Source organism: Pseudoalteromonas sp. S4492 (genome assembly GCF_005886115.1).
GTDB classification, from domain to species: Bacteria; Pseudomonadota; Gammaproteobacteria; order Enterobacterales; family Alteromonadaceae; genus Pseudoalteromonas; species Pseudoalteromonas gelatinilytica.
This window is the reverse complement of record NZ_PNCP01000039.1, coordinates 45,013-56,551: the sequence shown is the minus strand read 5'-3', so window position 1 is coordinate 56,551 and position 11,539 is coordinate 45,013. Positions and strand designations below refer to the sequence as shown.

Below are 11,539 nucleotides of genomic sequence, written 5' to 3'. Positions count from 1 at the left end.
GGCTTTTATTTCTTTATTCTTATCTGGTTTCTTGTTTTTAATTGGTAAATATTTTAATAAATAAGTGGAATGATATTGTATATTTATTATAATACTTATTGGTTAGCCTGAATTGGTTGTATGTTTTAAATTTAAAAACACTTTTTACCTGTCTTTTTATGCTGACTTAAATTATTACTAGGCGAAATGTAGATGAAATATCACGCGAAGGTTTGCTATGGAAAACTATCAAATTAATCAAAATGTAAAACACAGTGTTTCAAGTATGCACAAACAAAAAGGTGTTGTTTTGATTATTGCACTAATAATGGTTGTTGCGGTGACTGGTATTGCAGTGACCTTAATGAACAGCAGCAGTGTAGATATTAAAATAACGAACTCAGCGCAAGAGCGTGAAACGGCAGAAAATAGCTTAATTGGTACGGTGCAAAAAGTTATCGCTAATGAAGCTGCAGCAGGTGGCAACAGTGCTTTTTTAATGAAAGCATCTGAAATACCTGAAGGCGGTTATGGCATGGGGGATATGGATGGCGCATCTAACACTATGACAAATTTAAATAATGGTGCGCTAGATTTACCTTGCCCACGTAAATTTAACTTCACTGCTGGTGTGTCTTGTAACATGGTCCAAGTCGATACAACGATTACTTATGGCACTAAGAGTAAACATACCTTAACGATCAGCACAGGTGTTGCCCAAGAAATGGCTAGCCTAAATACGGGCGGTTAGTGGAGAAAGTGATGAATATAGAAAAAATTACTCAACGAATACTGCTATCTTCATTAGCAGTCATTAGTTTTTTGGGCCACGCCGAAGATATTGAGTTATATGTAAACCACAATGTTAACTTGGACGAAAAACCCCGAGTTCTTATAGTTTTCGATACCTCAGGTAGTATGGCATTTTCAACCAGCTCTGGTAACAGCTGTGGCTTCTCAAATGGTTTATATATCCCATGTTCAGATAGTCGCCTAGGGGTTGCACAAGACGCTATTACTAAATTGGTTGATGGTAACGATGACATCGATTTTGGCTTAATGCGTTTTAATAGCACTAATGGTGGCTATGTGCTAGCTGGCATTGGTTCACAAATATCGGCCTTGAAAACCACAATTGCGGGTCTTCCTGCCGATGGCGGGACACCACTGACCGAAACGCTATGGGAAGCTTATCTTTATATAACAGGGCAAAGTCTCTTCTACGGCGAAAAGGTTAATGCTGCTCTTCGTGATACTACAATAGAAAGAGGCACGCCTTATACAACATCAGTGCGAGTCTGCTCTGGTAAAGGTTGGAGTAAAGTTTGTTGGTACGAGCCACGTATTGAGTATACCTATTCCTATATTTCACCATTTGATAATTCAGAAGAAGTAAAACGCTGTGATAATTCAGTAAATATTATCTATATGACTGATGGTGACCCGTCGGCTGGCTCTGATAATGAACAGGACTCTAATATTAGTGCATTACACAAGTCGTACTTTGGTAGCTATTTAAGTGATGATGATAAAATTGCTGGTGTGTATTTACACAAGCTCGCAAAAGTTATTCACGGTACTGATGATGTTGAGGTGGATTTAAGGCCAACGACGACTGATATTCACGAAACAGGACGAGTTTATACCATAGGTTTTGGTAGTGGTATGAGTGATAATGGTAAGCGCTTACTATCTGAAACCGCAGCGGAAGGTGGTGGTAAGTACCTTCATGCTAATACTGCAGAACAACTTTCTGAGGCCCTTAAAAATACCATTACTCAAATTCGAGAAGTGAACGATACGTTCACGGCACCATCAATTGCAAGTAACAATGTTGACCAAACTCGTAGTCGCGAATCGATTTATTATGCGATGTTTTACCCTAAAACAGGTGCTCGTTGGCGTGGAAATCTGAAAAAGCTAAAAGTATCTGGCGACCAAATTACCGATAGAGATGGTAAGCAAGCTCTCAATGAAGATGGTTTAATTGATAAAGATGCAAAAACTTTTTGGCTGCCTAGCGGTGAGAGCGCTGATGGTAATTCAGTTGAGTTAGGTGGTGTAAACCTGTATTTATCTAACTCTTCGAGCGTGCCAAATGAAGGACGCAAAGTACTAACAAATGTCAACGGCCGCATGCTTAACTTTACCCGTTATCGGGTAGTGTTCCATTACGGAACTATAGCCAAGGCTGCCGTTGATTTTGAAGCTGATCCGGATGAAGTTGAAGACCTTATTAATTGGTCAAGAGGCCTAGATATTGATGATGAAGACAAAGATGGATCGACAACGGATTCGCGTAAAGACATCTTCGGTGATCCACTACATTCAAAACCTGTAACAATTGACTATGGTAATGATGATATCCGAGTTTTAATTGGTACTAATGCAGGATACTTGCATATGTTCCAAGATAAAAACGATGTACTGAGCGAAAGCTGGGCGTTTATCCCTCGAAGCTTGTATAAAATAATAAAGCCACTTCGTGATAACCAAGCAGATACCAAGGTTTATGGTGTTGACGGGCCAATCTCTGTATTTTTTGATGATAAAAATAGTGATGGCATCGTAAATGGATCAGACCGTGTTTGGGCATTCTTTGGCCTAAGACGCGGTGGTAATTACTACTACGGACTCGATATAACTAACCCAGACTCGCCAAGTCTGCTGTGGGATCAGCCAATTGTAGGTGGCACAGGTGACTTTAAAGAATTAGGGCAAACCTGGTCTAAACCTTCAGTTACTTATGTGAATCTAGATGGTTATAAAGACAGACCTGTGCTTATTTTTGGTGCTGGTTACGATACTAACAAAGACAATGTTATTCGTACTGATGATTCTCATGGTAGAGGTATTTTTATTGTTGATGCGCAAACAGGCAAAAAAGTGTGGGCATTAACGCCGAGTGAGAATGGCTTTTTAGGAAAACATAGTATCGCGTCAGATATCAGTATCTTAGATTCTGACTATGATGGTTACATTGATAGGCTATATGCAACGGATACGGGCGGTGATGTGTGGCGTGTTGATATGCCTTCTGATAGCCCAACAGATTCAGAAAACCCATGGACACATTTTAAATTAGCAAGTTTAGGGAGTGCGCTTTCAACGCAAGATCGCCGTTTCTTCTATAAGCCTTTGATTGCTAGAACCATGTTTAGCAAAGTTTCAGAAACAACGGTTGATGGGAAGGCAGTAACTACCCGTATTGATACACCATTTGATGCTGTGCTGATAGGCAGTGGTAACCGTTCTAAACCAACCGGTACAGTCACTAATGATCAGCTGTTCATGATCCGTGATATCAATACAGTTACTCAGCCTTTTTTAGGTAATGATGTACCAGCAACCATTACACAAGCTGACTTGATGAATATGGATTCTGATCCATTTGGCAATGCACTGGACGACGTGGATAAATTTACCGATTTAGAAATTGAGTTAGGTGAGTATCATGGTTGGTATTACAACTTATCTTCTGCTGGTGAAAAATCCCTTGCAGCAAGCACTGTGATTGGCGGTGTTGCTTATTTCACCACGTATACGCCTGCTTCAGCGACAGAAACGGCTAATCAGTGCTCACTGACGGGCGGCTCAGGAAGTTTATATGCTTTCCACTTACATTACGGTACAAAGGTGTATGACAGCTTAAAATTTACCACCTCGAATGATGTGCCAGATACGCCTCAACTTTATTTTGGTGTAGGTGACAGCTGTGTAGATGGTAATAGCGATGGTTATTGTGATGACAACACTGATGAAAAGGTTAAAGAACAAAGCCAGTTTTTAACTATAGGTCCAGGTATTAAAGGTGAGCAAAACCCACTGAAAGTACAAGAGATCCAAGGCCCTGGTTTAGTCATCGAAGACGGTAAAATTAAACTAGTTAGTGATGCAGTGCCAATTGGCTTTGGTTTTAAAACACAGCAAACCTTCATCTATAAGCAAGAGATAAACGATAATAGCCAATAATGGATTAAGCGACTGCTCTGCCTTACATGTTAAGGCAGAGCATGTACTGCTATTTGAATACCCGGCTTAATTGCATAATTATTGTTAGGCATCTATGATGAGAACAATGAGAGGTAACTCCTCTAAAAACAACTATATAGGTTTTTAAACTATGAACTTTATAAGAACAAAGGATCATAATGGTTTTACGCTAATCGAGCTGATGATTACCGTAGCTATATTAGGGATTATCGCGAGCATTGCTATTCCTAGTTATTTTGAGCACGTAAAACGTACAGCGCGAACAGAGGCAATTACTTCGTTATTAGATGCAGCTAATAAACAAGAGCAATACTTTGTCGATAATCGTGAATATACAAGCGCAATTGCTGATTTAGGTGTTTCTAGCTCTACAGAAAGTAACTTTTATACGATCACTGTAGAAGTAGACAATAGTGCGGGTACATTTGCATTTAAAGCAACACCTAAATCAGGCCCACCGTTACAAGATACCGAGTGTAAAACATTATCTATATCTGATACGGGTTTAAAAACATCAACAGGGTCTGCTGATTCAAGCACATGTTGGGGTAAATAAGCTTTATCAATTATCAGTTTGGCATTTATCAGTATCAATTAACCTGACCCGTCCAATTGGACTAACGCTTATAGCAAGCCCTTTGAGGCGTGCTTTACTATATTCTGGACAATAGATAAATTTCCCGTTACCTAGCCCCATCGGCATGCCTGATGGGCTAAATGTGACTGAATGACGTGGATAAGTCAGCATATCAAATTTATTAATCGCTTCGATTTCCATTAATTTGGAATCACCACTTTCAAATACACCAAGCTCACCTTTATCAACAAAAACAGTTAAAGATTTATGCCATATTTCCTTGTTGCAACGATTGTTTTTTAACGCGCAAAAGGTGACATGGGCATCATTTGTTTGCGCTTTGAGGCGAGTAAATTGCAAGGCTCTTTTTACCGTCTGCATGTTGCTATCTAAACGGTTTTTGGCCAGAAGTGGTTTATATTCAAATAAGGCGAAATGCAGCAGGAGTGATAAAATTGATAACACTACTAGGCTTTCAATTAACGTCGCTCCGTTGAGGCTGCGCAGAGTTGTAAGTGCCTTCATCCTTGAAGACTCCAAAATTGCGACTGTTTATTTAACTATAATTCGAGAGTGTGGGCTGTCAATTTACAAAGCTTAATTACAGACATCTGTCGTAGTGCCAATATATAAAGCAGTCCCTGAGGTAAATACTTCTAGTTGTTTGTTATTATCGTTATCAGCTTTTGAAGGGCAGTAAGTAAACGTTCCTTGACTTGACGAGAGCATACCGCTGGTATCAAAAATAATAGAATTATCACCAGTGAAATTTAACTGACTATTCTCTGGAACTTCTTCCATGACTCTTAAAATTACATCGCCTACGTTGGGGTTGTAAACACCATTTTGGTTTGAATCAAAGAACACAAAAACGCTGCCATTATCCCAATTTAATAAACAACGAGTGCGTATGTTGGTTTCTATGCTGTTGGTGTTACCACTACAAACAACAATGATCGCATCACTACTTGTTGCTTTTGCGCGTGCAAAACTGAGTGTGCGTTTTAACTCTAATAAATAGCTTTCGGCGCGGTCATTTTCTAGCATGTCAGAGCTATCCCAAAGAGCGATAACAGCAACAATACCGACAATGGCAAGCGTGACCATCAGCTCCAATAATGTAAAACCCCGTTGTAATGATTTCATTGTTGTCTCTATTTTGAATCACTTTGTTTAATAATATCATGATTGCTGATTTAATCACCGTAATTCATAGCTTTGTTTGCCATCAGCAATGGGATTGTCTAAAATCGAGGCAATCGAGAAATAATAAGTAACCCGAAAATGAAAAAAATCGAAGCAATTATTAAACCATTTAAGCTTGATGATGTACGCGAAGCATTATCAGATGTGGGCATCACAGGGATGACGGTAAGTGAAGTAAAAGGCTTTGGCCGTCAAAAAGGGCACACCGAGCTTTATCGTGGTGCTGAGTACATGGTGGACTTTTTACCTAAGGTAAAATTAGATATCGTATTAAGCGACGAAGATGTTGACCGTGCTATCGATGTTATCGTTAAAACATCGCAAACAGGTAAAATTGGTGACGGTAAAATCTTTGTTACTGACGTTGAGCGTGTTGTACGTATTCGTACTGCAGAAGAAGATGAAGACGCGATTTAATACTAATCCACAAACATTAAAAAAGGCGCCTCAGGCGCCTTTTTGCTTTTAGTCTATTTTAACGCTTATTAGCTTCACGTGTTGCTTTAGCGTGTTCACTTAGCTCAGGTAAACCAAGCTTGTTGTAGCTTTTTTCCATGATCTCAAGTGCTTGATCAAGGTAGCTACTTTGTGAGTAGTGCTCAACCACGTATTTACCACGGTTTGCTGCAGCAAGGTATGCCTCACGCTCATAGTAGTATTCAGCAACTTTTAACTCATAGCGAGCCATTTTATTAAGTAACCATACTAAACGTTTTTTCGCTTCTGGCGCATAAGCACTGTTAGGAAAACGTTTTAATAGCGTTGATAAGTCTGTAAATGCGACACGAGTACGGTTTGCATCTCTGTCAGCACGGTCTACACCAAAATATTCTTGGAATGCGTTTTCATCCGCTTTGATGTTTACCAAGCCACGCATGTAGTACATGTAGTCTAAATCTTTATGGTTTGGGTTTAAGCGAATAAAACGGTCGATTGTTGCGAGTGCTTGCTCAGTATTACCTGCTTGATAATGCGCATACACTAAGTCCATTTGTACTTGTTTTGATAAAGGACCAAAAGGGTAGCGAGAATCAATAGCGCTTAATAGCTCAATTGCACGGGCATATAAGCCAGAATCTAATGTTTGTTTTGCATCTTCATATAAAGCTTGCGCAGATTTATTAGGAACGCGTTGGATATCTTCTTGATCGGGTGCTGATGAACAGGCACCTAAGCCAAGTACAGATACTGAAAAAACTATGGCGAACGCACGTTTCCCTATTTTATTTATCATTTTATTTCTTACCTTCGATGTCTTCGGCTAGGCCAAGTGAGGAAAACCGAGTAAACTATACGTATTATATTAAAGCGATTCTAACCCAGTCGAGCACAGCTTGCACTGGTAAATTGGGTAAAGTTACTAATGTCAGAGCAAATTTCTCTCCAAGCCGAGGTTCCAATTGACCTTGGCGGTAAACGTCTAGACCAAGTATTAGCGCAATTGTTCCCTGATTATTCTCGATCACGTATAAAAACGTGGATTTTGGATGATAAAATCACTGTAAACGGTGAAATATTAAACACACCGCGCGAAAAACTACTCGGTGGCGAAATGGTGAGTGTAGAAACAACCATCGAAGCCCCTCGTGAATATGAGGCACAAAATATCAAATTAAACATCGTTTATGAAGACGATGATATTTTGGTAATTAATAAACCAATGGGATTAGTCGTTCATCCAGGTGCGGGTAACCCAGATGGCACGGTATTAAATGCTTTACTGCACCATTATCCTGATATTATTAATGTACCTCGTGCGGGAATTGTGCATCGTCTAGATAAAGACACCACTGGTTTAATGGTGGTGGCGAAAACAATTCCGGCACAAACACATTTAGTGTCTGCGCTACAAAAGCGTGAAAACTTCACCCGTGAATACGAAGCAATTTGTAATGGCACAATGACTGCTGGTGGCATGGTTGAAAAACCAATTGGTCGTCATGCAACAAAACGTACTCACATGGCCGTGCATGAAATGGGCAAACCAGCGGTTACGCATTATCGTGTTGCAGAAAAATTCCGTGCACATACACGCTTACGTTTACGTCTAGAAACAGGCCGTACTCACCAAATCCGTGTACACATGGCTTATTTAAACCACCCATTAGTTGGCGATCAACTGTATGGTGGTCGCCCACGTCCGCCTAAAGGCGCGACGCCAGAGCTGTTTCAAATGCTACGCGACTTTAAACGCCAAGCATTGCATGCTGTAAAACTATCAATTGCACACCCAATTACGGGTGAGTTAATGACCTGGCAAGCCCCTATTCCAGATGATATGGCAGCTATGACAGAAGCATTACGCGCTGATACTAAAGCAAACCCAAATATCGAGTTTTAAGCGTTATGATCACACCAGCATGGACTGCCCCAAACACTGTTAGTGCACTGAGTACGACCCGAAAGGGCGGTGTATCAGTTGCACCCTTTGATAGTTTTAATGTGGGTTTACATGTTGGTGATGATGAGCAAGCCGTGCTTGCAAATCGCGCGTTACTTACAAATCAGCTACCAAACCCCGCTGTGTGGTTAAACCAAACACATAGCAGCGATGTAGTCGTGATTGATGAAGAGTCTGATTTAAGTCTCGTGCGCTCTGCTGATGCGCTCTACACCCGCTTAGTAAAGCAGCCGCTTGCTATAATGACTGCAGACTGTTTGCCGGTACTACTTTGTTCGAGTTCAGGCGATGAAGTCGCCGCAGTACATGGTGGCTGGCGTGGTTTAGCGCAAGGTATAGTGGCAAACACGCTTTCGCATTTTCAAGCGCCAGCGAGCGATATTATTGCTTGGTTAGGCCCTGCCATTGGTCCTTCGCAATTTGAAGTCGGGCAAGAAGTAAAAGACTGTTTTTGTTCGCAAAACCCACTGCATCAACAAGCCTTTATAGCTAAACATGAAAAATACTTGGCTGATATCTACTTACTAGCACGCCAGCAATTGGCACAATTAGGCGTGGTCAAAATACACGGTGGTGAGCACTGTACCGTCACTGATAAATCACAGTTTTTCTCTTATCGACGCGATGGACAAACAGGCCGTATGGCAAGCTTGATCTGGCGCAATTAATACGCCTTTTTTGCGATTAAATTTTCTTCTTTTACTTGAACAAATCACTAAGCATACCCATTAATTAAGCAATTAGATTTTTTAATAGGTAAACCCTTATGCGTTTAGATAGATTTACAAGTAAATTTCAATCTGCGCTTTCAGATGCGCAGTCATTAGCACTTGGGCGCGATCATCAATTTATTGAGCCTGTGCATTTAATGTATTCATTGCTTCAGCAAAATGGTTCAAGTGTGCGTGCACTACTTGCACAAGCAGGTGTGAGTGCTGATGAGTTAAACACCAAGTTATCCCAAGAAATCGAAAAACTGTTTAAAGTTGAAGGTATTGGTGGTGATGTTCAGCTGTCAAATAACCTGATTTCGTTAATTAACTTGTGTGATAAGTATGCTCAAAAGCGAAAAGATAAATTCATTTCGAGTGAGTTATTTGTCCTTGCAGCGTGTGACGATAAAGGTCCATTAGGCGATATTTTTAAAGCGCTGAATATTACTTCTAGCAAAATTGAAGCGGCTATTGAGGCTATTCGTGGTGGTCAGAAGGTTGACGACCCAAATGCTGAAGAAACCCGTCAGGCATTAAAAAAATTCACCATCGATTTAACTGAACGAGCAGAGCAAGGTAAGCTTGACCCTGTTATTGGTCGTGATGACGAAATTCGTCGTACGATCCAAGTATTACAACGCCGTACTAAAAATAATCCGGTATTAATTGGGGAGCCGGGCGTAGGTAAAACAGCGATTGCTGAGGGCCTTGCGCAGCGAATTATCAATGGTGAAGTACCTGAGGGCTTAAAAAACAAGCGAGTATTATCGCTCGATTTAGGTGCGTTGGTTGCCGGTGCTAAATACCGTGGTGAATTTGAAGAGCGTTTAAAATCAGTTTTGAATGAACTAGCCAAAGAAGAAGGCCAAGTCATCCTCTTTATTGATGAAATCCATACCATGGTAGGCGCTGGTAAAACAGATGGCGCAATGGATGCGGGTAATATGTTAAAGCCTGCACTTGCCCGTGGTGAGTTACATTGCGTGGGTGCCACAACACTTGATGAGTATCGTCAATACATTGAAAAAGATGCGGCACTTGAGCGTCGCTTCCAAAAGGTGTTTGTTGATGAGCCATCGGTTGAAGACACTATTGCGATTTTACGTGGCCTAAAAGAGCGTTACGAGCTACATCATTCAGTTGATATTACCGATCCGGCCATTGTTGCTGCGGCGCAGCTGTCACACCGTTACATTAGCGATCGCCAATTACCAGATAAGGCAATTGATTTAATTGACGAAGCGGGTTCTTCGATTCGTTTGCAAATTGACTCAAAACCAGAGTCTTTAGACAAGCTTGAGCGTCGTATTATTCAGTTAAAACTGGAAGACAATGCATTGGCGAAAGAAAAAGACGAAGCGAGTCAAAAGCGCCGCACCGAAATGCAAGAACTGATCACTGAACTTGAAGCGCAATACCGCGAGCTAGACGAAGTGTGGAATGCCGAGAAGGCCTCATTGCAAGGCACGCAAGTAATTAAAGCTGAGCTTGAACAGGCGCGTCTTGATTTGGAGGTGGCACGTCGTGCCAGCGACTTACAACGTATGTCTGAGCTGCAATATGGTCGTATCCCTGAACTTGAGCGCAAACTTGACCTTGCTTCACAAGCTGAAATGCAAGAAATGAGTTTGCTTAAAAACCAAGTAGGTGAAGACGAAATAGCGGAAATTCTATCGCGCTGGACAGGTATCCCGGTATCGAAAATGCTGCAAGGTGAGCGTGAAAAGTTACTGCAAATGGAAGATCAATTACACCACAAAGTGATTGGTCAAGATGAAGCCGTTGTGGCTGTTGCGAATGCAATACGTCGCTCTCGCGCAGGACTTGCTGATCCTAATCGTCCAATCGGTTCATTCTTATTTTTAGGCCCGACAGGGGTGGGTAAAACTGAACTGACTAAAGCACTAGCCAGCTTTATGTTTGACACCGAAGATGCCATGGTTCGCATTGATATGTCGGAGTTTATGGAGAAACACTCAGTGGCACGTTTAGTGGGTGCGCCTCCGGGTTATGTTGGCTATGAAGAAGGTGGCTATTTAACTGAAGCTGTACGCCGTCGTCCATATTCAGTCATTTTATTGGATGAAGTCGAAAAAGCGCATCCTGATGTATTTAACATCTTACTGCAAGTTCTCGATGATGGCCGTTTAACGGATGGGCAGGGGCGTACCGTTGATTTTAAAAATACGGTGATCATTATGACCTCTAACTTGGGTTCAGATATTATCCAAGAGCAAGCGGGTTCAAATGATTATGCTGGGTTAAAAGAAAAAGTGATGGGTGTATTGGTGAGCCAGTTCCGCCCTGAGTTTATTAACCGTATCGACGAAACCGTGGTATTCCATCCGCTTGCTAATGAGCACATTAAAGAAATTGCTGATATTCAGTTAAGTAAGTTACGTGAGCGATTAACGGAAAAAGGCTACATTCTTGAAGTAACGGATGCAGCGCTAAATCGCATCGCTGAAAGTGGTTTTGATCCAGTCTATGGGGCAAGGCCTTTAAAACGTGCTATTCAACATACCATTGAAAACCCATTAGCACAGCGCTTACTTGGTGGGGATTATCAACCGGGTGCTATCATCCATATTGATGCTGACGAGAATGGTCTCGTTTTCTCTAGTCGATAATTGGTATTAAAAACAAAAAGCCGCATCGGTAATGATGCGG

Annotated in this window: 10 protein-coding genes; 7 read left to right on the top strand and 3 right to left on the bottom strand. The window is 41.2% G+C overall.

Annotation, left to right across the window (positions count from 1 at the left end):
• The first annotated feature begins 217 nt into the window (after positions 1–217).
• From CWC28_RS12955 to CWC28_RS12945, 3 genes are all read left to right on the top strand, one after another.
• On the top strand, positions 218–730 hold the full coding sequence (locus CWC28_RS12955) for a pilus assembly PilX family protein (protein ID WP_233999198.1): 513 nt from the start codon (positions 218–220) through the stop codon (positions 728–730).
• Between the two features lie 11 nt (positions 731–741).
• Entirely contained in the window at positions 742–3,951 is a 3,210-nt protein-coding gene (locus CWC28_RS12950; protein ID WP_063700177.1) for a pilus assembly protein, read from the top strand.
• 151 nt (positions 3,952–4,102) lie between these two features.
• On the top strand, positions 4,103–4,528 hold the full coding sequence (locus CWC28_RS12945) for a type IV pilin protein (protein WP_063700174.1): 426 nt from the start codon (positions 4,103–4,105) through the stop codon (positions 4,526–4,528).
• Between the two features lie 6 nt (positions 4,529–4,534).
• On the opposite strand, the gene CWC28_RS12940 is transcribed toward CWC28_RS12945, so the two are convergent.
• Both CWC28_RS12940 and CWC28_RS12935 read right to left on the bottom strand, forming a co-directional pair.
• Complete coding sequence (locus CWC28_RS12940) at positions 4,535–5,074, bottom strand: GspH/FimT family protein (RefSeq protein WP_138625245.1); 540 nt, start codon at positions 5,072–5,074, stop codon at positions 4,535–4,537.
• A gap of 72 nt (positions 5,075–5,146) precedes the next feature.
• Positions 5,147–5,695 (bottom strand): GspH/FimT family pseudopilin, encoded by a 549-nt coding sequence (locus tag CWC28_RS12935; RefSeq protein ID WP_138625244.1) that lies wholly within the window; start codon positions 5,693–5,695, stop codon positions 5,147–5,149.
• A 138-nt stretch (positions 5,696–5,833) separates the two neighbouring features.
• Here CWC28_RS12935 and CWC28_RS12930 point away from each other — a divergent pair, with 138 nt between their 5' ends.
• Positions 5,834–6,172 (top strand): P-II family nitrogen regulator, encoded by a 339-nt coding sequence (locus CWC28_RS12930; protein ID WP_054551748.1) that lies wholly within the window; start codon positions 5,834–5,836, stop codon positions 6,170–6,172.
• Positions 6,173–6,230: 58 nt separating this feature from the next.
• Here the strand turns inward: CWC28_RS12930 and CWC28_RS12925 are convergent, their stop codons facing one another.
• Positions 6,231–6,989: an outer membrane protein assembly factor BamD gene (locus CWC28_RS12925; RefSeq protein ID WP_054551747.1), complete on the bottom strand. Its 759-nt coding sequence runs from the start codon at positions 6,987–6,989 to the stop codon at positions 6,231–6,233.
• 129 nt (positions 6,990–7,118) lie between these two features.
• Here CWC28_RS12925 and rluD point away from each other — a divergent pair, with 129 nt between their 5' ends.
• From rluD to clpB, 3 genes are all read left to right on the top strand, one after another.
• The gene (rluD, locus tag CWC28_RS12920) at positions 7,119–8,096 is read left to right on the top strand and encodes a 23S rRNA pseudouridine(1911/1915/1917) synthase RluD (protein WP_054551746.1); all 978 of its coding nucleotides are present in this window, start codon (positions 7,119–7,121) and stop codon (positions 8,094–8,096) included.
• Between the two features lie 5 nt (positions 8,097–8,101).
• Entirely contained in the window at positions 8,102–8,824 is a 723-nt protein-coding gene (pgeF, locus tag CWC28_RS12915; RefSeq protein WP_105181094.1) for a peptidoglycan editing factor PgeF, read from the top strand.
• 98 nt (positions 8,825–8,922) lie between these two features.
• Positions 8,923–11,499 carry an ATP-dependent chaperone ClpB gene (gene clpB, locus CWC28_RS12910; protein ID WP_063700164.1) on the top strand — a complete coding sequence of 859 codons (2,577 nt, stop codon included), beginning with the start codon at positions 8,923–8,925 and terminating at the stop codon, positions 11,497–11,499.
• Positions 11,500–11,539: the final 40 nt, after the last annotated feature.

What these genes read in the sequence shown, in the direction of transcription:
- CWC28_RS12955 (WP_233999198.1), top strand. Translation starts at nt 218, where the DNA reads ATGGAAAACTATCAAATTAATCAAAATGTAAAACACAGTGTTTCAAGT.
- CWC28_RS12950 (WP_063700177.1), top strand. Translation starts at nt 742, where the DNA reads ATGAATATAGAAAAAATTACTCAACGAATACTGCTATCTTCATTAGCA.
- CWC28_RS12945 (WP_063700174.1), top strand. Translation starts at nt 4,103, where the DNA reads ATGAACTTTATAAGAACAAAGGATCATAATGGTTTTACGCTAATCGAG.
- CWC28_RS12940 (WP_138625245.1), bottom strand. Translation starts at nt 5,074, where the DNA reads ATGAAGGCACTTACAACTCTGCGCAGCCTCAACGGAGCGACGTTAATT.
- CWC28_RS12935 (WP_138625244.1), bottom strand. Translation starts at nt 5,695, where the DNA reads ATGAAATCATTACAACGGGGTTTTACATTATTGGAGCTGATGGTCACG.
- CWC28_RS12930 (WP_054551748.1), top strand. Translation starts at nt 5,834, where the DNA reads ATGAAAAAAATCGAAGCAATTATTAAACCATTTAAGCTTGATGATGTA.
- CWC28_RS12925 (WP_054551747.1), bottom strand. Translation starts at nt 6,989, where the DNA reads ATGATAAATAAAATAGGGAAACGTGCGTTCGCCATAGTTTTTTCAGTA.
- rluD (WP_054551746.1), top strand. Translation starts at nt 7,119, where the DNA reads ATGTCAGAGCAAATTTCTCTCCAAGCCGAGGTTCCAATTGACCTTGGC.
- pgeF (WP_105181094.1), top strand. Translation starts at nt 8,102, where the DNA reads ATGATCACACCAGCATGGACTGCCCCAAACACTGTTAGTGCACTGAGT.
- clpB (WP_063700164.1), top strand. Translation starts at nt 8,923, where the DNA reads ATGCGTTTAGATAGATTTACAAGTAAATTTCAATCTGCGCTTTCAGAT.